This is a genomic window from Streptomyces sp. NPDC002870 (assembly GCF_042888505.1).
Taxonomy (GTDB): Bacteria; Actinomycetota; Actinomycetes; order Streptomycetales; family Streptomycetaceae; genus Streptomyces.
Genome location: NZ_JBIAPW010000041.1, coordinates 44141 through 63400, shown reverse-complemented (window position 1 = coordinate 63400; position 19260 = coordinate 44141). Strand labels below are relative to the sequence as shown.

The window sequence follows — 19260 nt, the reverse complement described above, 5'->3', positions numbered from 1 at the left end:
GCCCCCCCACCCCCCCCCACAACCACCCACCTACCTGGTGTTGGGTGGCGCGCGGGCCGTGTGGGGTGTGGGTGCCGCGGGGGGGCGCCGGGGCGCCCCCCCCCCCCCCCCCCCCCCCCGCCGGGTATTCCGCCTCCGGGCACGAGTCCGGAGGTTTTCCTGAAGCGTGAAGGCAAGGAATCACCTATGCGACAGGTCACTCGCAAGGGCCTGATCACCATGGCGGCCGCGGGCGGCGTACTCGCCCTCGGCGGCAGCTATGCGTACGCGGATGCCGGGGCGACCGGAACCGCGTCGAATTCACCGGGCGTCGCGTCCGGGAATTCGGTCCAGCTCCCCCTGCATGCCCCCGTCAACGCGTGCGGAAACACCGTCAATGTGATCGGGCTGCTCAACCCCGCCAGCGGCAACGGATGCGGCAACACGTCCGGATCCGGCAACAGCACGCCGGGCGGAGCCCAGGTCGGCGGGGAGACCAGTAGCTCTCCCGGCATCGCCTCCGGCAACAACATCCAGGCGCCGCTCGATGTGCCCGTGAATGCCTGCGGGAACACCGTCACCATCGGCGGTCTCGGTAACGCGGTCTCGGGCAACGAGTGCGGTAACGGCACGACGTCCGGGACCACCCCGGAGACGCCGCCCGGCCCCCCGGTCACGCCGCCGGTGGTCACCCCGCCGGTCACCCCGCCGGGCACTCCGGTCACGCCGCCGGTGGTCACCCCGCCGGTCACGCCGCCGGTGGTCACCCCGCCGGTCACCCCGCCGGTGGTCACCCCGCCGGTCACCCCGGTCACGCCGCCGGTGACCCCGGTCACGCCGCCGGTCACACCGACCACGCCGGGCCAGCCGCAGACCCCCGCTCAGCCGGCCGAGCCCGCTGCCCCCAGTACGCCCAACGCGCCGGAGCCGGTCGCTCCGGCCGAGCCGAACGCGCCCGGTGCGCAGACCGGCACCCTGCCCGGGACCCCGGACGAGCTCGCGCAGACCGGTTCGGGTCCGCTCGACATGCTGGTCCCGGCGGGCGCGGGTCTGCTGCTGGCGGGAGCGGTGCTCTACCGCCGCGGCCGCGCCAGGGCGTAACCGCACGGTCACCGCTGAGCGAGTCGGTGTGGCTCGCGGGGCGGTGCTGAGCGGTACGAAAGTGGACGAAATGGGGCGGGTCCCGCAGTCGCGGGGCCCGCTCCGTCTCATTTACCCGCTCACCAGGTGGCGCGTACCTGACGGATGATGCGCCGGCGCAGCCGCACCCTGCGGCTGCCGTCCCGATGCAAACTCAGTCGGTCCAACTCCCAGTGTCCGTACTCGGCATGGTCGGTCAGCAGACGGGTCGCTTCCTTGCGGGAGACCCCGCGCGGCACGTACACGTCGACAAATTCGTATTCCGGCATCGCATCTATTGTGCGGGCAGAGCCCCTGTACGGATAGCGTCTGCACTATGTCTGATGCTGCGCAGCCCACCGCTGCCGAGGTACGTGCCGCCGCCGAGGCGGTCAAAGCCGCACTGGACCGTCACCTCGCGGCGGTCGAGAACCGCACGGGTGAGGATGACCCGGCTGTCTATGCCGCGTTCAACAGTCTTGCCTCGGCGGCGGAGGCGTACGACGAGCGCCTCTACGACCGCTATGACGAGGTGACCCCGTTCGAGATCCCGGGCGCGGACGACTCGCTGCCGCCGTACGCGGGGCCCGAGGAGCCGAACGCGCTCAGCGTGCTGATCCGCCGGGACTACGCGGTGATCGAGCCGCAGCGGCTGCTCGCACAGGCACAACGCATCGCCGACGTGGACCCCGAGGACGGCCGCCCGGAGAATGTCCCGGTGGTCGGCACGAGTGTGCACGCCGCGCTCGGGGTGCTCTTCGGGGAGTACGAACCGGATGAAATCGCCTCCCGGCACAAGGAGTTCGGCCTGGAGGAGGGCGACTCCACGCTGTGGGTGTCGGCCACGGACGAAATCCCGGAGCCGGGCGAGTGGCTGAGCACGCCTTTCGACCAGGCGGATCCGCAGCGGATCGTGTGCCGCTTCGACGTGAGCTCGGTCTTCGACGAGGACGAGCTGGGCGAGGATCTGGACGACCTCGACGAGGAACCGGAGTCCTGACGGCGCCCGCTCCGTAGCGCAGGCCCCTGTCGCGTCCGAGCGACGGGGGCCTCTCGCATGTCGCGGCGGCCCGGCAGCACCCGCCCGCCGCGCGCGGGGCCACGGCGCCCTCGGCCACGGCGCGCTGGGCCAGGGCTCGCCCGACCATGGCACCCTCGGCGTTCGTGGGGGCGCTGCGTCCCGCAGTGCGGTGCGCTCGGTCAGCGCCCCCCGGTGCCGCGCCCTCGGTTTACGGCGTCGCGGCCAGCAGCCCCTCGAGCAGTGTCCGCAGGCGCGTCGTGCGGTCCTGGGACGCGATCTCCGCCACGGCTCGCGGCAACGCCTGGTCGACGCCGTGCACCACGGACAGATGGCGCTCGCCGCGGCTGAACGCGGTGTAGACCCACGGCCTGCTCAGCCCCTGCGCCGCGTCACCCGGCAGCACCACGACCGCGGCGGGCCAGCGCATCCCCGCGGCCTGGTGTGCCGTGAGCGCCCAGCCGTGACGCACCGCCGATTCGACCCGCTCCTGCGGTACGACGACGGGGGTGCCCTCGCAGTCGATGTGCAGGCCCTCCGCGTCCGCCGAGACCACGGTCCCGGGCAGCGTCCGGCCGAGCGCCGGGGCGTACGCGACCCGGTCGCCCGGGTCGAAGCCGCCGAACCGGCCTTGGCCCGGGTTGAGCCGCTGCTTGAGCGCCGTGTTGAGGGCGCGGGTGCCCGCGGAGCCGCCGTGCCCCACGGTGATCACCTGGGTCTGCTCGGGCGGCACTCCGATCGCCCGCGGTACGGAGTCGGCGACGAGCTGCACCGTACGGTGGACCGCCTCGCCCGCGTCCCGCACGGGGACGATGACGACCTCCTTGCCGGGCGCCTCCACCTGGGTCAGTTCGCCGATGCCGATGCCCGAGACCAGCTCTCCGATCGGGCCGGGGTCCGGTGTACGGGAAGCGATCTGCGGGCAGACCCTGGCGGCCAGCACATCAGCGAAGACCCGGCCCGCCCCCGCCGAGCAGAGGACACCGGGGTCGCCGCTCAGCACCAGCCGGCTGCCGTCCGGCATCGACTCGACCAGCATCGCGGCGCTCTCCACGTCCAACTGCGGTGCGTCCAGCACGACCAGGAGGTCGAGCGCGAACGCCCCCTCCCCGTCCCTGCCCGGTCCATGAGCGCCGGAGAGCAGCCCGCTCACGGTGACCGCTCCGGGGCCGAGCCGCCGGCGGCCGTTCTCGCTGTGGACCGCGACGACCGCGCGCAGCCCGAGCGCGCCGGCGGCTTCGGCCAGCGCGACCGGCTCGGCGCGCGCCGCCTCGCCGCCGGTGTGCGCCACCAGGCCGCTCGCCGCGACCGCGTGGACCAGCTCGGTGGGCTCCGCCGCCTCCCATCTGGCGTCGGCGCCGGTCTTGGCCAGCCGCGCCAGGCCGTCCGCGAGGCTCTCCTCCGCGAGTGCGTACCGGTCGAGTCCCAGCAGCACCGGTACGGCCGGCTGCCCGGGCTCTTCGGCCTCCGTCGCCTCTTCCTCGATGCCGTCCTGGAACACCAGAACCGCGCCGTCGGCGATGGACTGCTGCAGTGCCTCTTCCGGATCGGGCACCGACCGCTCGGCCAGCGCCCCACGCACCGCTGACAACTCCAGCGCGGTGTGGCCCTGGAGCGCGGCGCGCTCCAGCTGCCAGGTGACCAGCGCCGACGTCCGGCGCTCGTCGTCCGGGCCGCACTCCGCGCCGAGCAGCGCCCGGGCGAAGCCGTCGGCCTGCTCGGGCCGGACGCCGGGCACGGACAGCAGCCGCCACGGGTCCTCGCGAAGGGAGTCCGCGGCCTGCTCCCCGAGCGCGTCCGCCACCTGCGGCGCCAGCGCTTCGGGCGCACCGCCCTCGGTGAGCAGGGTCCGTACGGCAGTGACGGTCTCCGGCGCGGTCGCCACGGGTGCCCGTGCGGACTCCGCAACCCGCGGCCGCACCGGCTCGGCCGCCGCGGGCGCGGGCCCCCTCGGGGCGGAAGCGGCGGGGGTGCCGCCGCCGGTGCGAGGGGGAGAGTCGAAGAACGCGGTGCCGGACTTCTCGCCGCTCTCCACGGCCCGTACCGCAGCGAGCAGATCGGCGGCCGTGCCGCTCAGCTTGGTGCCGGCCTCGATGGACCCCGCCTTCTCGGCCTTGCGCTGTTCGATCCGGGCCCGCAGCTCGCGCTGCGCGGCAAGCTCGGCCTCGGCCTCGGAGAGCTCGCCCGCCTTCTCGGCGCCCTCCGCACCGGCAGCGGCCTCGCCGGCGGCGTCCGCGGTGTCCTGGTCCACGGCCTCGGGCGCGTCCGGCCCGGCGGCCTCCGGTGCCGGGGCAGCGGTCTCGTCCGCGGGAGTGCGGTCCTCGGCCGCGGGTTCGGCCCGCCGCTCAGCGGCTGTTGGGGGCGGCGTCCCCTCGGAAGGCGCAGTCACAGCGTGCTCCAGTCCTGGTCGGGATATCGGTGCACGGGCGCCGACACATCGTCGAGCGCCTGGCAGATCTCGTCAGGAAGACTAAGCGCCTCCACTGACAGTGCGGCCGTGAGCTGCTGCGCATTGCGCGCGCCGACGATCGGGGCCACCACACCCGGCCGGTCCCGCACCCACGCCAGCGCCACCTGAAGTGCCGTCGCCGCCAGTCCCTCCGCCGCCGTCGTCACCGCGTCCACGATGCTGCTCGCCGCCTCGTCGAGATACGGCTCCACGAACGGCGCCAGCTGCTCCGATGCACCCCGCGAGTCCGCCGGAGTCGCATGCCGGTACTTCCCGGTCAGCACCCCGCGGCCGAGCGGTGACGACGGCAGCAGCCCGACCCCCAGGTCCAGGGCGGCGGGCAGCACCTCCCGCTCGACCCCCCGCTGCAGCAGTGAGTACTCCATCTGCGTACTGGCCAGCCGGGTCCGCACCCCCGGCGAGGCCAGCTGCCAGGTCGCCGCCTTCGCCAGCTGCCAGCCGCAGAAGTTCGACACGCCCGCGTACCGCGCCCGCCCGCTGCTCACCGCTATGTCCAGCGCCTGGAGCGTCTCCTCCAGCGGGGTGTCCGGATCGAAGGCGTGCACCTGCCACAGGTCGACGTAATCCGTCCCGAGCCGCTCCAGCGACGCGTCCAGCGCGGAGAGGAGATGACCCCGCGAGCCGTCGAAGCGCCGGTCCGGGTCGGGCACACTGCCCGCCTTCGTCGCGATGACCAGATCGCGCCGGGGGATCAGCCGCTCGACGAGCTGCCCCAGCAGATACTCGGCATCCCCGCCGCCGTACACATCAGCGGTGTCGACCAGCGTCCCGCCCGCCTCCCAGAACGCCTTCAGCTGGTCGGCAGCGTCGTGCTCATCGGTGTCCCGGCCCCATGTGAGGGTGCCGAGCCCGATCCGGGACACGCGCAGGCCGGTACGGCCGAGTTGCCTCTGCTCCATGGGCGCTGAGATTACTGGCCATGGGCCCACCCTGAGAGAGCCTGTGGACAACCTCCCCCTGACGGATCGCCGGAACCCGCGCTAGAGTCCGCGGAACAGGGACGTTACTGATCAGTAAGAGGGAGCGGTTATGCGGCTCGGCATCAACCTCGGCTACTGGGGCGCGGGGATGGACGGCGACAATCTCGCGGTCGCAAAGGAGGCCGACAAGCTCGGCTACGACGTCTGCTGGGCCGCCGAGGCGTACGGCTCCGACGCCCCCACCGTGCTCACCTGGGTCGCCGCCCAGACCGAGCGCATCGACGTCGGCTCCGCGATCATGCAGATCCCGGCCCGCCAGCCCGCCATGACCGCGATGACCGCCGCCACCCTGGACTCCCTCTCCGGCGGCCGCTTCCGCCTCGGCCTCGGTGTCTCCGGACCGCAGGTCTCCGAGGGCTGGTACGGCGTCAAGTTCGACAAGCCGCTCTCCCGCACCCGTGAGTACGTCGAGATCGTCCGCAGGGCGATGGCCCGCGAACGCCTGTCGTTCGAGGGCGAGCACTGGACGCTCCCGCTGCCGGACGGACCGGGTAAGCCGATCAAGCTCACCGTCCACCCGCAGCGTGAGCACATCCCGCTGTACATCGCCGCAATCGGCCCCAAGAACCTGGAGCAGACCGGCGAGATCGCGGACGGCGCGCTGCTGATCTTCCCGTCCGCGGACCACCTCGAGGACACCGCCATCAGGTATCTGCGCGCGGGCCGCGAGAAGGCCGGAAAGACGATGGAGGGCTTCGACGTCTGCCCGACGCTGCCGCTGGCGGTCGGCGAGGACGTGAGCGGGCTTGCCGACATGTTCCGTCCGTACACCGCGCTGTACGTCGGCGGCATGGGCAGCCGCAAGCAGAACTTCTACAACCAGCTTGCGCAGCGCATGGGTTATGAGAAGGAAGCCGTCGAGATCCAGGACAAGTACCTGTCCGGCGACAAGAAGGGCGCGGCCGAGGCGGTCCCGCACCAGCTGATCGACCAGACGGCGCTGCTGGGCCCGGTGGAGCGGATCGCCGAGCGGATGGCTGCGTACGCCGCGGCCGGCGTCACCACGCTGACCCTCGCCCCGGCCGGCTTCACGCTCGACGAGCGGCTCACGGCCCTGCGGGCGGGCACGGAGGCCCTGGAGCGCGCCGGGCTCGCCTGACGCGGCCGCTGACCAGCCTGCCTGCGTCGAAGCCCTCGTACAGACCGTCGTACAGAGGAGTGCAAGTCTGCGGCCGTGGTGGGGGCTCGGGGGTCTTCCCCGCCACGGCCGTCATGCACCACAACGCCGAAAAGCTGGCTCCGGTTACGGCCGGCGCCCGCGCCGCCGTCCTCCGTTCGGCGGAGTTGTGCGACCTACCTGTTGCCTCGCCTCCCGTAGCGCATTTGACTCGTTCTTTGCGGATGTCTTCTGCGGATGTCTTCACGGAAGGTGGCAGTGATGCTCTCGGCCCGAACTCTCTTCCAGGAAATCGTCGACTGCGACGACGCCTTCCAGCTCTTCTGCTCCATCGCGGCCAGCGGCGAGGCACAGGGCGGCTGGGAGAACGGCCGTATCGCCTCCCTGGTGCCTGAGAGCATGCGTGCCCTCGCGCCCAAGATCACCCGGCACGGCGCCGACGAGGACAAGCACGGACGGCTCTTCGACGCCCTGCTGAAGAAGCGCGGACTGGAGCCGGTCCCCGTCCCGCCGGAGACCGACTACACGATGCTGCTGGAAAAGAAGGGCATCGGACTCACCCACGAGAAGCTGCGCCGCGACGAGCCGCTGACCGAGCAGGACATCGTCGTCTACCTCTCGCACAGCAGGGTCACAGAACAGCGGGCCGCCGACCAGATGGACATGCTCGTGAAGCACTTCGGGAACCATCCGGAACTGGGCAGGGCCATCACCATGATCTGCAACGACGAGGACAACCACCTGGCGTACTGCCACGAGGAGTTGCTGCGGCTGGCCGCCGCCGGGCACGGCCGTACGATCCAGCGGGTGTTGCGCGAGAGCGCCCTCGCCGAGATCAAGGTCTACCGCGATGTGAGTCTCGCAGTGATGGAGCACATGGGAAGGCTGCTGCACTGGCCCAAGGCCAAGTCCGCGACGCTGGCGGCGGGCATCCACGCCATGTACGCGTACGAACGGTTCGGCGGCTGGCACCGGATGGTCAGCCTGAAGATGCCCGAGCGCCGGGGCGCCCTCGACGGGCCTCCCGCCGCCGCTCCCGCCTTCTGAGAGGGGCCTGGGCGCCTCTACGGCCGACCGGGCGCTACCAGCCGGCCGCGGCGCTCTACGGCCGCCCGCGGCGCCTCTACAGCCAGCCGCGGCGCTTGAACAGCCGGAACAGGCCGTACACCGCCCCGGCCATCAGCAGCACCACCGCCGGATAAGCCCACACCGACCCGAGCTCCGGCATGTGCTCGAAGTTCATGCCGTAGATCCCCGCGACCATGGTGGGGACCGCGACCATGGCCGCCCACGCCGAGATCTTGCGCAGGTCGTCGTTCTGCCGCACGCCCATCTGTGCGAGATGGGCGGACAAGACGTCCGACAGCAGCCGGTCAAGCCCCTCCACCTGCTCGTTCGCGCGTATCAGATGGTCGCTGACGTCCCGGAAGAACGGCTGCGAGTGCTCGTGGACGAACGGCACGCCCGCGCTCGCCAGACGGGCCATCGGAGCCGTCAGCGGCCCGGCGGCGCGGCGGAACTCCAGCACCTGCCGCTTGAAGGTGTAGATCCGCACCGCGCTGTGGCGTGCGTCGCCGCCGGCGGGTGCGAAGACGTCGGTCTCCAGCTCCTCCAGGTCCACCTGGAGCTCGGCGGCGACATCGATGTAGTGGTCGACGACCGCGTCACTGATGGCGTACAGAACCGCAGTGGGGCCGTGTTTGAGGACCTCGGGTTCGGCTTCTAGCCGTCGGCGCACCGCCGCGAGCGGCGCGCCCTCACCGTGCCGGACCGTCACCACGAACGAATCGCCTATGAAGACCATCAGCTCGTCAGTGGTCACAGCGTCGCTTTCCGGCTCGTACACCACCGGCTTGAGAACCACGAACAGCGAGTCGTCATACACCTCGAGCTTGGGGCGCTGGTGTGCGTTGAGCGCGTCCTCCACCGCCAGCGGATGCAGCCCGAACTCCGCCGAGACGTGATCGAACTCCTTCTCGGTCGGCTCGTAAAGACCGATCCAGAGAAAGGCGTCGCCGGTCGCCCGAGCCTCGTCCAGGGCATCGGAGAAGTCGGCGGGGCCTTTGGTACGACGCCCCTCCCGGTAGATGGCACAGTCCACGATCACGGCGTGCATTCTTCCTTGCATACGGCCCCGGCGCACCCTCGTGCGCGGGTCCGCCTAGGCTGACGGGCATGGCCACGCTGATCCTCGTACGCCACGGACGCTCCACCGCCAACACCGCGGGGGTGCTCGCGGGCTGGACCCCTGGCGTCTTCCTCGACGAGCGCGGCGCCGCGCAGGCGGCCGCGCTGCCCGAGCGGCTCGCCGACGTGCCGATCGCCGCCGCCGTCAGCAGCCCCCTGGAGCGCTGTCTGCAGACCATGCAGCCGCTGCTGGACGCCCGGTCCGGCCTTGAACTGCAGACCGACGAGCGGATCGGCGAGTGTCACTACGGCGACTGGTCGGGGCGCAAGCTCGCCGAGCTCGCGGACGAGCCGCTCATGGAGGTCGTGCAGCAGCACCCGTCCGCGGCGACGTTCCCCGGCGGCGAGTCGATGCGGGCCATGCAGGCGCGCGCCGTCGACGCCGTACGCGAATGGAACGCCCGGATCGACGCGGCGCACGGCGAGGACGCGGCGTATGTGATGTGCTCGCACGGCGACATCATCAAGTCCCTGGTGGCGGACGCGCTCGGCATGCATCTCGATCTCTTCCAGCGGGTTCATGTGGAGCCGTGTTCCGTGACCGCGATCCGTTACACCCGCACCCGACCATTTCTTCTGCGCCTCGGCGACACCGGGGACTTCGGCTCGCTCGCGCCGCGCGGGAACGGCGGCGGGAGCGCCGGTGGGGGGACCGCGGTCGTCGGGGGCGACGTGGGCGCCCCGTGATCGCTCCGCGCAGTAGGGTGGACGGGCCGAAAACCCGTATGCCCGCTCGACAGTCGTCCACAGCAGCCCGTACCGACCGACCCCACGATCCCGAGGGAGACAGAACGTGTCCCGTCAGGTGTACCTCTACGACCCGCCGGACCGTTTCGTGGCCGGTACGGTCGGGCTGCCTGGACGCCGTACGTTCTTCCTGCAGGCTTCGGCCGCAGGGCGCGTCACCAGCGTAGCCCTGGAGAAGACCCAGGTGGCCGCGCTCGCCGAGCGGATCGACGAGCTGCTGGACGAGGTCGTACGCCGCACCGGGGGCAACGCGCCGGTGCCTGCCGTCGCGCCCGCCGACGTCGCGGACACCGCGCCGCTCGACGCTCCGGTCGAGGAGGAGTTCCGGGTCGGCACGATGGCGCTGGCGTGGGACGGCGAGGAACAGCGCATGATCGTCGAGGCTCAGGCGCTGGTGGAGCTGGACGCGGACTCCGAGGAGGACCTCGCGGAGGCCGAGGAACGGCTGCTGCAGGACGAGGAGAACGGCCCGCCGATGCTGCGCGTCCGGCTGTCCGGGGCGCAGGCGAGGGCGTTTGCCAAGCGCGCGCTGGACGTGGTGAACGCCGGCCGGCCGCCGTGCCCGCTGTGCAGCCTGCCGCTCGATCCGGAAGGACACGTATGCCCGCGCCAGAACGGATACCGCCGCGGAGCCTGACGACGCGGAGCCTGACGGCGCGGGATCTCCTCGCCAAGGGCGAGCTCACCGTGCGCGGACGGATCCGCGAGGCGTCCAACGCGGTCCTGTACTGCTCCGTCGCGTACGAGGGCGAGCAGGCCCACTGCGTGTACAAGCCGATCGCCGGGGAGCGTCCGCTGTGGGACTTCCCGGACGGCACGCTCGCGCAGCGCGAGGTGGCGGCGTACGAGCTCTCCGAGGCGACCGGGTGGGGCCTGGTGCCGCCGACGGTCCTGCGGGACGGCCCGTACGGCGAGGGCATGGTCCAGCTGTGGATCGAGGCGGACCCGTCGGCGTCGCTGCTCGCGCTGGTCGAGGACGAGGAGCCGGGCGAGGGCTGGAAGGCGGTCGGCTTCGCGGAGGTGGGCGAGGGACGTACGGCGCTGCTGGTGCACGCGGACGATGTGCGGCTGCGGCGGCTGGCGGTGCTGGACGCGGTGATCAACAACGGTGACCGGAAGGGCGGGCATCTGCTGCCGACGGCGGACGGCCATCTGTACGCGATCGACCACGGGGTCACGTTCAATGTGGACGACAAGCTGAGGACGCTGCTGTGGGGCTGGGCGGGAGACCCGCTGACGGCGGAGGCGACCTCGGCGCTGGCCTCGCTGGCGGCGGCGCTGGGCGAGGGCGAACAACTGTCCACCCGTCTGGCGGAACTGCTGACGGGCCCGGAGGTGGCGGCCGTGCGGTCGAGGGTGGGCGCGCTGCTGGGGACGGGGAGGCATCCGGAGCCGTCGGGGGAGTGGCCGGCGATTCCCTGGCCGCCGGTGTGAGGCGTTGGGGTTTCCCCACGAACACATCCCCGCGCCCCCCGCAAGACCGCCCAACCGGCCAAGCCGTCGCCTGATCCGGTTCGTATGCGGAACGGGCGTCCGGTTACGCTCATGTCATGCATGCCTGGCCCGCTTCTGAGGTCCCCGCCCTGCCTGGCAAGGGCCGCGACCTCCGGATCCACGACACCGCGACCGGTGGTCCTGTGACCCTCGACCCCGGTCCCGTCGCCCGTATCTATGTCTGCGGCATTACGCCGTACGACGCCACCCACATGGGTCACGCGGCGACTTACAACGCGTTCGACCTCGTTCAGCGCGTGTGGCTCGACAACAAGCGGCAGGTTCACTACGTCCAGAACGTGACGGACGTCGACGACCCGCTCCTCGAGCGCGCGGTCCGCGACGGGCACGACTGGACCGAGCTCGCCGAGCGCGAGACCGCGCTCTTCCGCGAGGACATGACTGCACTGCGGATGCTTCCCCCGCAGCACTACATCGGCGCCGTCGAGGCCATACCCGGCATCGTGCCGCTCGTCGAGCGGCTCCGGGACGCGGGTGCCGCGTACGAGCTCGAGGGTGACGTGTACTTCTCCGTGGAGGCCGATCCGCACTTCGGGGAGGTGTCCAACCTCGACGCCGAGGCGATGCGTCTCCTGTCCGCCGAGCGCGGCGGCGACCCCGACCGCCCGGGCAAGAAGAACCCACTCGACCCGATGCTGTGGATGGCCGCCCGTGAGGGCGAGCCGAGTTGGGACGGCGGCACCCTCGGGCGCGGGCGGCCCGGATGGCACATCGAGTGTGTGGCCATCGCCCTGGACCACCTCGGCATGGGCTTCGACGTGCAGGGCGGCGGCTCCGATCTCGCCTTCCCGCACCACGAGATGGGCGCTTCGCACGCCCAAGTCCTCACCGGTGAGTACCCCTTCGCCAAGGCGTACGTCCACGCCGGCATGGTCGCGCTCGACGGCCAGAAGATGTCCAAGTCCAAGGGCAATCTGGTCTTCGTCTCCAAGCTGCGCCGCGACGGGATCGACCCGGCCGCGATCCGGCTCGCTCTTCTCTCCCACCACTACCGCTCCGACTGGGAGTGGACCGACCAGGTCCTGCGGGACGCCCTCGAGCGTCTCGGCCGCTGGCGCGCGGCCGTGTCCCGGCCCGACGGGCCGCCCGCCGACGCCCTGGTCGAGGAGATCCGCGCCGCCCTCGCAAGCGACCTCGACGCGCCCGCCGCGCTGGCCGCCGTCGACCGCTGGGCCGCGCGCCAGCAGTCCGAGGGCGGCACGGACGAGGGCGCCCCCGGCCTGGTCTCTCGTGCCGTCGACGCTCTGCTGGGCGTAGCGCTGTAAACCCGGACGACGCCTGAACGGGCGCCGGGCGGGTCTGTGCCCACCCGGCGCCCTCTGTACGGGAGTTGCCTCAACTGCTTGTTCGGGTAACCCGCGCATTTCGTCCTGAAGGCGATGTCAGCCGCAATTCGGCCAAGTACTGCGCAGCCGCCTGCCGTGTGTTGAGGTGAGAGCGTCTGTTGACCACTTGTCGGAAGGACGGTCAATGCAACGCTCCTTCGCACGTCGAAGAGTTCTCGGAGCGGTCGCGGCACTCGGCGGCGCGGCGCTCCTCGCCCCTCTGGGCCCAGTCGCCCAGGCGGCCGGATCCACCGGTGGGCGGTGGCCCACACGTTTCCCGCTGCCGAACGGCTTCCGGCCCGAGGGCATCTCCATCGGGCCGAGTCCGTATGCCTACTTAGGGTCGATAGCGAACGGCGATGTCTACCGCGCGAGCCTGGCCACGGGCCGGGGACACGTCATCAGCCGGGGGCTCGGACCCGAGCATCCCGTGATCGGACTCAAAGTCGACCGGCGCGAGCGGCTGTTGTTCCTCAGCGGCGGCGGCAGCCGTGAGATCCGGGTGGCCGACGTCCGCTCGGGCAAGCTCCTGAAGACCTTCACCGTCGGCTCGGACGGCACATTCGTCAACGATGTGATCCTCACCCCGGGCGCCGCCTGGTTCACGGATTCGTTCAAACCGCAGATCTACCGCCTCCCGCTCGGCCGGTACGACCAACCGGGCGACGAGGTCACGACCGTCCCGCTGACCGGTGACTGGGAGCAGGGTCCCGACTTCACGGGCAACGGCATCGAGCGCACCCCGGACGGCAGCGCGCTGCTCCTGGTCAACTCCGTGGCCGGGGGCGGCGGCCTGATGCGCGTCGACCCGCGCACCGGAGTGGCCCGCAGCGTCGACATCGGCGACACCCGACTGCCCAACGGCGACGGTCTGTTGCTGCTAGGCCGCACCCTCTATGTCGTACAGCAGCGGCAGAACGCCGTCGATGTGCTGCGGCTCGATCAGTCCGGCACCCGGGGCACGGCGATCGCGCGCATCACCGATCCGGAGCGCTTCAAGATCCCCACGACGGCCGCGGCATGGGGCGACCGGATCTACTTGCCCAACGCCCGTTTCGATGTCGAGCCGACACCCGACACGACGTACGACGTCGTCGCGGTGGATCAGGTCCGACGCTGAGTACGAACTGAGAACGGAGCGGGGCGGCGCCCGGTCGGCACCGCCCCGCTCCTCACTCCGCCAACTCAGCCGTCCGAGGAATCTTCGTCCCCGGACTCGGGCCCAGCAGGCCCCGCAGGCCCCGCCTCGGGCTCAGCAGGCCCCGCCTCGGGCTCAGCCTCAGGCCCCGCCTCGGGATCCGGCCCCGCACGCGGCGGCATCGGCGGCCGGGTCCGGCCGCCGGAGGTGTCGCGCAGATACGAGCTGCCCTCGCCGCCGTCCGTCGCATGCCCGGGACCGCCGTCGCGCCTGCGCAGATACCGTTCGAATTCGCGGGCGATCGCCTCGCCCGACGCCTCGGGAAGCTCCGCGGTGTCCCGCGCCTCCTCCAGCGTCTGAACGTACTCGGCCACTTCGCTGTCCTCTGCGGCCAGTTGATCCACGCCGAGCTGCCACGCCCGTGCGTCCTCGGCCAGTTCGCCCAGCGGAATCCGGAGCCCGATCAGGTCCTCGAGGCGGTTGAGCAGGGCCAGCGTCGCCTTGGGGTTGGGCGGCTGCGACACATAGTGCGGCACGGCGGCCCACAGGCTCACTGCCGGCACACCCGCGTGCGTGCACGCCTCCTGGAGGATGCCGACGATACCGGTCGGCCCCTCGTACTTGGTCTCCTCCAGATCCATGGTCCTCGCCAGATCCGGATCGGAGGTGATGCCGCTGACCGGCACGGGACGGGTGTGCGGGGTGTCGCCGAGCAGCGCGCCCAGAATCACCACCATCTCGACGCCCAGCTCATGGGCGAAGCCCAGGATCTCGTTGCAGAACGAGCGCCAGCGCATGGACGGCTCGATGCCGCGGACCAGCACCAGGTCGCGCGGCTTGTCGCCGCCGATGCGGACCACGGAGAGCCGGGTGGTGGGCCAGGTGATCTTCCGTACCCCGCCGTCCAGCCACACCGTCGGCCGGTTGACCTGGAAGTCGTAGTAGTCCTCTGCGTCGAGCGCCGCGAACACCTCGCCCTTCCATTCCCGGTCCAGGTGTGCGACCGCGGTGGAGGCGGCGTCGCCGGCGTCGTTCCAGCCCTCGAACGCGGCCACCATGACCGGGTCGATCAGCTCGGGAACCCCCTCGAGCTCGATCACCCAGTGCCTCCTTCCGAAGTTTCCTTGTCCACGCCCCAACCTTACGGCTTACGGGGCGCCCGGCCGCAGCCCCCTTGCACGGCCGGGTGAACTTCCGCGCGATAGGGCATGCGTCGGAGAACCCGGGTATCCGGCCCTCGATTCATCCGAGCTGTGCACGAGAACTTTCGCCCCGACCCTGGGCGTTGCCGCGTCGACGGCGCTATACATCGGATGACCGAGAGAGGTCCGATGTTCTTCCAATGGGGGGCGGGCATGAGTCATACCGTCACGGAGTGCGAGGTTCACGGCATCCGCTTTCCCACCTCGGAACAGCTCGACGGCTCAGACGCCATGAACCGGGACCCGACAATTCCGCCGCCTATGTAGCGATACGCGACTCCGGCGGGGCCGAGGGCCACGGCTTCTGCTTCACCATCGGGCGTGGCAACGATGTCACCGCCGCGGCCACCGAGGCGCTGCGCCCCTAACGTCATCGGGCTCCCCGCTCCCCGTACGGCAGCCGATCTCGCCGCCCTCCTGTACCTCGCTGCGTACGACAACAGGCCCGCCGCAGGCGTTACAGCGTTGACCTCAGCCACTGCTCCACGCTCGCGATATGCACCGTCGCCCACGACCTCGCCGCCTCTCCATCCCGGTCCCGCAGCGCCGACAGGATCGCCCGGTGCTCGTGGAGCGTGCGGCTGACCGCGTCCTCCTGTGTCAGGCCGCGCCACACCCGCGCCCGGGTGGTCGGCCCGGACAGTCCGTCGAGCAGCGAGCAGAGCACCGAGTTGCCCGAGGACTGCACGATGCCGCGGTGGAACTCGAGGTCGGCGGCGACCAGCTGCTCCACCGAAGGCTGCGGACCGAGCGCGTCCAACTGTGCGCTCAGCACATCCAGTTCGCTCTCGCTGATCCTGGACGCGGCCATCGCGGTCGCGGCCGGCTCAAGGATGCGGCGTACCGCGAGGAACTCCAGCACCGTGTCGTCCCGGTGGAAGTCGACGACGAAGCTCAGGGCCTCCAGCAGCAGCTGCGGGTCCAGGCTGGTGACGTAGGTGCCGTCGCCCTGCCGTACGTCGAGGATGCGGATCAGCGACAGCGCGCGCACCGCCTCACGCAGTGAGTTGCGCGACAGGCCCAGCTCGGCGGCGAGTTCGCTCTCCTTCGGGAGGCGGTCGCCGGGGCGCAGCGCACCCGAGACGATCATTCCCTTGATCTTCTCGATGGCTTCGTCGGTGACAGCCATGGGCGACCTCCATACATCCGATGTATCGGCCCCCATTATGCGTCCCAGAGGGTGGTCGGAGCCGCCTTCCGTGCGATTGGGTGACGGCAACGTGGCGGCCGTATGGCATGAGTAAGGGGCGGCCTCCCGGGAGGCCGCCCCTTACTCATCAAGCAGCATCAAGCAGCGCCAAGCAGTGTCAGCCCTTGTCCACGAGCAGCTTGTCGACCTTCTCGCGGATCTCGTCCGTCGCGAGGCCACGGATCGTCAGCGTCGTACGGCGGCGCAGCACATCGTCCGCCGTCTCGGCCCACTCGTGGTCCCGCGCGTACACGACCTGCGCCCAGATCTCCGGCGCGTCCGGGTGTATCCGCTCGCCGAGCGCCGGGTTGTCGTTGGCCAGGCGCGCGATGTCGAAGGAGAGCGAGCCGTAGTGCGTGGCCAGGTGCCGAGCGGTGTCCGCGGCCATCCGCGGGCCGGGCGTTCCGCCGTCGACCAGCAGCCGGTGCGCGACCGCGTTCGGGTTGGCGATACCCGGCAGCGGGAGCTTCTTCGGCAGTCGCGAGATCGGCTCCATGTCGTCGGCCAGCGGCTGCCCGGGCAGGGCGGCCAGCTTGTTCATCACCGTACGGCCGATGTGGCGGAAGGTCGTCCACTTGCCGCCGGCCACCGACAGCATGCCGGCGCGGCCCTCGGTCACGACCGTCTCGCGCTTCGCCTTCGAGGTGTCGCCGGGACCGCCCGGCAGCACCCGCAGACCCGCGAAGGAGTACGTGATCAGATCGCGGGACAGCTGCTGGTCGCGTATGGAGAACGCGGCCTCGTCCAGGATCTGCGTGACGTCCTTGTCGTTGACCGCGACATCTCCCGGATCGCCCTCGTACTCCTCGTCGGTCGTGCCGAGCAGCAGCATGTCCTCCCAGGGGAGGGCGAAGGTGATGCGGTACTTGTCGATCGGCGTCGCCAGCGCGGCCTTCCACGGCGAGGTGCGCTTGAGCACCAGGTGCGCGCCCTTGGACAGGCGGATGGACGGAGCCGCGTTCGGGTCCTCCATCCTGCGCAGGTGGTCGACCCACGGTCCGGTGGCGTTGAGCACCAGGCGTGCGCTGACGCCGAACTCCGTGCCGTCCATACGGTCCTTGAGCTCAGCGCCCGTCACCCGGCCCTTGGTGAAGCGCAGCCCGGTGACCTCGGCGTGGTTGAGCACGGTCGTGCCCGACTCGACGGCCGCGCGGACCGTCATCAGCGCCATCCGGGAGTCGTTCATCTGGTCGTCGCCGTACACGGCAACGGCCTTGAGGTTCTCCGTACGCAGCTCGGGAACGTCACGCTGTGCCTTGGACGCGCTGATCACATGGCCGACGCCGTCGCCGAACGCGGAGAGCGCGGAGTAGGCGAAGACGCCCGCCCCGAGCTTCGCCGCGCCGTGCGGTCCGCCCTTGTAGACCGGCAGATAGAAGGTGAGCGGGTTGGCCAGGTGGGGAGCCACCTGACGGGATATCGCGCGCCGCTCGAAGTGGTTCTCCGCGACCAGCTTCACCGCGCCGGTCTGCAGATAGCGCAGACCGCCGTGGAGCAGCTTGGAGGAGGCGGAGGAGGTGGCGCCGGCGAAGTCGCCGGCGTCCACCAGAGCCACCCGCAGCCCGGACTGCGCCGCATGCCAGGCGGTGGAGATGCCCAGGATGCCGCCGCCGATCACCAGGAGGTCGTACGTCGCCTTGGAAAGCTGCTCCCGAGTTTCGGCGCGGCTCGGCAGGGAGCCGGAGGCCGGGTGCGTCCCAAGGGAAGGGACGCTCTGCAGGGTGGTCATCTCGAATTACTCCTCGTCAGCGTCGTCTTCGAGCCAGCCCATGGTCCGCTCGACGGCCTTGAGCCAGCTCTTGTACTCGCGGTCCCGTTGGGCCGCATCCATGTGGGGTGTCCACTCGGCGGCCCTGCGCCAGTTGGCGCGCAGCGCGTCGGTGTCCGGCCAGTAGCCGACGGCCAGACCGGCGGCGTAGGCAGCGCCGAGGCAGGTCGTCTCGGCGACCATCGGGCGCACCACCGGTGCGTCCAGGAAGTCCGAGAGGGTCTGCATCAGCAGGTTGTTGGAGGTCATGCCGCCGTCGACCTTGAGAGCGGTCAGCTCGACGCCGGAGTCCTTGGTCATGGCGTCACTGATCTCGCGGGTCTGCCAGGCGGTGGCCTCGAGAACGGCGCGGGCGATGTGCGCCTTGGTGACATAACGGGTGAGACCGGCGATCACGCCGCGGGCGTCGGGACGCCAGTACGGGGCGAAGAGACCGGAGAAGGCCGGTACGAAGTACGCGCCGCCGTTGTCCTCGACGGAGGAGGCCAGCGTCTCGATCTCGGCCGCGGAGTTGATCAGGCCCATCTGGTCCCGCATCCACTGCACCAGCGAACCGGTGACGGCGATGGAACCCTCGAGGGCGTACACCGGAGCCTGGTCGCCGATCCGGTAGCCGACCGTCGTCAGCAGGCCGTTGTACGAGTTGACGGGCTCGTGACCGGTGTTCATCAGCATGAAGGTGCCGGTGCCGTACGTCGACTTGGCCTCGCCCTCGGCGAAACAGGTCTGGCCGAACAGGGCCGCCTGCTGGTCGCCGAGCGCCGATGCGACCGGCACGCCTGCGAGGGCGCCGCTCTTGGCGGTCCCGTACACCTCGGCGGAGGAACGGATCTCCGGCAGCACCGCGGCCGGGACATCCATCGACTGGAGGATCTTCTCGTCCCAGTCGAGGGTGTGCAGGTTCATCAGCATGGTGCGCGAGGCGTTGGTGACGTCGGTGACGTGGCGGCCGCCGTCGACACCTCCGGTCAGGTTCCAGATGACCCAGGAGTCCATGGTGCCGAAGAGGATCTCGCCACGCTCGGCGCGCTCGCGCAGGCCCTCGACGTTGTCGAGCAGCCAGCGGATCTTCGGACCGGCGAAGTACGAGGCCAGGGGCAGGCCGGTCTCGCGGCGGAAGCGGTCCTGGCCGACGTTGCGGCCGAGCTCCTTGCAGAGCGCGTCGGTACGGGTGTCCTGCCAGACCAGCGCGTTGTGCACCGGCTCGCCGGTGTTCTTGTCCCACAGGACGGTGGTCTCGCGCTGGTTGGTGATGCCGATGGCCTTGACGTCGGCGGCGGTGATGCCCGCCTTCGCGACGGCGCTGTCGACGACCTCCTGGACATTGGTCCAGATCTCGGCGGCGTTGTGCTCCACCCAGCCCGGCTTGGGGAAGATCTGCTCGTGTTCCTTCTGGTCGACGGAGACGATCCGGCCGTCCGTGTCGAAGACGATGCAGCGGCTGGAGGTGGTGCCCTGGTCGATGGCGGCGATGAAGGGGCCGGTGGTGTGTGCGTCGGTCACGGG

At 70.9% G+C, this 19260-nt stretch carries 17 protein-coding genes; 9 read left to right on the top strand and 8 right to left on the bottom strand.

Annotation, left to right across the window (positions count from 1 at the left end; translation table 11 throughout):
* The first annotated feature begins 186 nt into the window (after positions 1-186).
* Positions 187-1080, top strand: coding sequence for a chaplin (locus ACFYWY_RS33495; protein ID WP_389193704.1), 894 nt, complete (start codon positions 187-189; stop codon positions 1078-1080).
* Between the two features lie 119 nt (positions 1081-1199).
* Here ACFYWY_RS33495 and ACFYWY_RS33490 read toward each other — a convergent pair whose 3' ends face one another.
* Positions 1200-1388, bottom strand: a complete 189-nt coding sequence (locus ACFYWY_RS33490) for a DUF5703 family protein (RefSeq protein ID WP_005319466.1) — start codon at positions 1386-1388, stop codon at positions 1200-1202.
* Positions 1389-1435: 47 nt separating this feature from the next.
* On the opposite strand from ACFYWY_RS33490, the gene ACFYWY_RS33485 reads away from it, so the two are divergent.
* Complete coding sequence (locus ACFYWY_RS33485; protein WP_389193701.1) at positions 1436-2098, top strand: hypothetical protein; 663 nt, start codon at positions 1436-1438, stop codon at positions 2096-2098.
* Between the two features lie 229 nt (positions 2099-2327).
* Here ACFYWY_RS33485 and ACFYWY_RS33480 read toward each other — a convergent pair whose 3' ends face one another.
* Complete coding sequence (locus ACFYWY_RS33480; protein ID WP_389193757.1) at positions 2328-4532, bottom strand: helix-hairpin-helix domain-containing protein; 2205 nt, start codon at positions 4530-4532, stop codon at positions 2328-2330.
* Positions 4502-5485, bottom strand: a complete 984-nt coding sequence (locus ACFYWY_RS33475) for an aldo/keto reductase (RefSeq protein WP_389193698.1) — start codon at positions 5483-5485, stop codon at positions 4502-4504. Before ACFYWY_RS33475 ends, ACFYWY_RS33480 begins: the two co-directional genes overlap by 31 nt.
* Before the next feature lie 130 nt (positions 5486-5615).
* Here ACFYWY_RS33475 and ACFYWY_RS33470 point away from each other — a divergent pair, with 130 nt between their 5' ends.
* Positions 5616-6665, top strand: coding sequence for an LLM class F420-dependent oxidoreductase (locus ACFYWY_RS33470; protein WP_389193695.1), 1050 nt, complete (start codon positions 5616-5618; stop codon positions 6663-6665).
* 279 nt (positions 6666-6944) lie between these two features.
* Positions 6945-7730 (top strand): ferritin-like domain-containing protein, encoded by a 786-nt coding sequence (locus ACFYWY_RS33465; protein WP_389193693.1) that lies wholly within the window; start codon positions 6945-6947, stop codon positions 7728-7730.
* Between the two features lie 76 nt (positions 7731-7806).
* Here ACFYWY_RS33465 and corA read toward each other — a convergent pair whose 3' ends face one another.
* Positions 7807-8799 carry a magnesium/cobalt transporter CorA gene (corA, locus tag ACFYWY_RS33460; RefSeq protein WP_389193690.1) on the bottom strand — a complete coding sequence of 331 codons (993 nt, stop codon included), beginning with the start codon at positions 8797-8799 and terminating at the stop codon, positions 7807-7809.
* A gap of 59 nt (positions 8800-8858) precedes the next feature.
* On the opposite strand from corA, the gene ACFYWY_RS33455 reads away from it, so the two are divergent.
* The 5 genes from ACFYWY_RS33455 to ACFYWY_RS33435 all read left to right on the top strand — a co-directional run bounded on the left by ACFYWY_RS33455 (position 8859) and on the right by ACFYWY_RS33435 (position 13577).
* A complete protein-coding gene (locus ACFYWY_RS33455; protein WP_389193687.1) occupies positions 8859-9557 on the top strand; it encodes a histidine phosphatase family protein in 699 nt (232 codons plus the stop codon).
* 106 nt (positions 9558-9663) lie between these two features.
* Positions 9664-10254 carry a DUF3090 domain-containing protein gene (locus ACFYWY_RS33450; protein ID WP_389193684.1) on the top strand — a complete coding sequence of 197 codons (591 nt, stop codon included), beginning with the start codon at positions 9664-9666 and terminating at the stop codon, positions 10252-10254.
* Positions 10218-11051, top strand: coding sequence for an SCO1664 family protein (locus ACFYWY_RS33445; RefSeq protein WP_389193682.1), 834 nt, complete (start codon positions 10218-10220; stop codon positions 11049-11051). Before ACFYWY_RS33450 ends, ACFYWY_RS33445 begins: the two co-directional genes overlap by 37 nt.
* Positions 11052-11167: 116 nt before the next feature.
* Positions 11168-12397 (top strand): cysteine--1-D-myo-inosityl 2-amino-2-deoxy-alpha-D-glucopyranoside ligase, encoded by a 1230-nt coding sequence (mshC, locus tag ACFYWY_RS33440; RefSeq protein WP_389193679.1) that lies wholly within the window; start codon positions 11168-11170, stop codon positions 12395-12397.
* 205 nt (positions 12398-12602) lie between these two features.
* Complete coding sequence (locus ACFYWY_RS33435) at positions 12603-13577, top strand: superoxide dismutase (protein ID WP_389193677.1); 975 nt, start codon at positions 12603-12605, stop codon at positions 13575-13577.
* Positions 13578-13642: 65 nt separating this feature from the next.
* Here the strand turns inward: ACFYWY_RS33435 and ACFYWY_RS33430 are convergent, their stop codons facing one another.
* The 4 genes from ACFYWY_RS33430 to glpK all read right to left on the bottom strand — a co-directional run bounded on the left by ACFYWY_RS33430 (position 13643) and on the right by glpK (position 19257).
* The gene (locus tag ACFYWY_RS33430) at positions 13643-14695 is read right to left on the bottom strand and encodes a PAC2 family protein (protein WP_389193673.1); all 1053 of its coding nucleotides are present in this window, start codon (positions 14693-14695) and stop codon (positions 13643-13645) included.
* A gap of 559 nt (positions 14696-15254) precedes the next feature.
* Complete coding sequence (locus ACFYWY_RS33425) at positions 15255-15926, bottom strand: FadR/GntR family transcriptional regulator (RefSeq protein ID WP_389193670.1); 672 nt, start codon at positions 15924-15926, stop codon at positions 15255-15257.
* 178 nt (positions 15927-16104) lie between these two features.
* Positions 16105-17715, bottom strand: a complete 1611-nt coding sequence (locus ACFYWY_RS33420) for an FAD-dependent oxidoreductase (protein ID WP_389193668.1) — start codon at positions 17713-17715, stop codon at positions 16105-16107.
* A gap of 6 nt (positions 17716-17721) precedes the next feature.
* Positions 17722-19257 (bottom strand): glycerol kinase GlpK, encoded by a 1536-nt coding sequence (gene glpK, locus ACFYWY_RS33415; RefSeq protein ID WP_389193665.1) that lies wholly within the window; start codon positions 19255-19257, stop codon positions 17722-17724.
* Between the last annotated feature and the right edge of the window lie 3 nt (positions 19258-19260).

Coding starts and splice junctions, on each gene's coding strand:
- ACFYWY_RS33495 (WP_389193704.1), top strand. CDS start 187: ATGCGACAGGTCACTCGCAAGGGCCTGATCACCATGGCGGCCGCGGGC.
- ACFYWY_RS33490 (WP_005319466.1), bottom strand. CDS start 1,388: ATGCCGGAATACGAATTTGTCGACGTGTACGTGCCGCGCGGGGTCTCC.
- ACFYWY_RS33485 (WP_389193701.1), top strand. CDS start 1,436: ATGTCTGATGCTGCGCAGCCCACCGCTGCCGAGGTACGTGCCGCCGCC.
- ACFYWY_RS33475 (WP_389193698.1), bottom strand. CDS start 5,485: ATGGAGCAGAGGCAACTCGGCCGTACCGGCCTGCGCGTGTCCCGGATC.
- ACFYWY_RS33470 (WP_389193695.1), top strand. CDS start 5,616: ATGCGGCTCGGCATCAACCTCGGCTACTGGGGCGCGGGGATGGACGGC.
- ACFYWY_RS33465 (WP_389193693.1), top strand. CDS start 6,945: ATGCTCTCGGCCCGAACTCTCTTCCAGGAAATCGTCGACTGCGACGAC.
- corA (WP_389193690.1), bottom strand. CDS start 8,799: ATGCACGCCGTGATCGTGGACTGTGCCATCTACCGGGAGGGGCGTCGT.
- ACFYWY_RS33455 (WP_389193687.1), top strand. CDS start 8,859: ATGGCCACGCTGATCCTCGTACGCCACGGACGCTCCACCGCCAACACC.
- ACFYWY_RS33445 (WP_389193682.1), top strand. CDS start 10,218: ATGCCCGCGCCAGAACGGATACCGCCGCGGAGCCTGACGACGCGGAGC.
- mshC (WP_389193679.1), top strand. CDS start 11,168: ATGCATGCCTGGCCCGCTTCTGAGGTCCCCGCCCTGCCTGGCAAGGGC.
- ACFYWY_RS33435 (WP_389193677.1), top strand. CDS start 12,603: ATGCAACGCTCCTTCGCACGTCGAAGAGTTCTCGGAGCGGTCGCGGCA.
- ACFYWY_RS33425 (WP_389193670.1), bottom strand. CDS start 15,926: ATGGCTGTCACCGACGAAGCCATCGAGAAGATCAAGGGAATGATCGTC.
- ACFYWY_RS33420 (WP_389193668.1), bottom strand. CDS start 17,715: ATGACCACCCTGCAGAGCGTCCCTTCCCTTGGGACGCACCCGGCCTCC.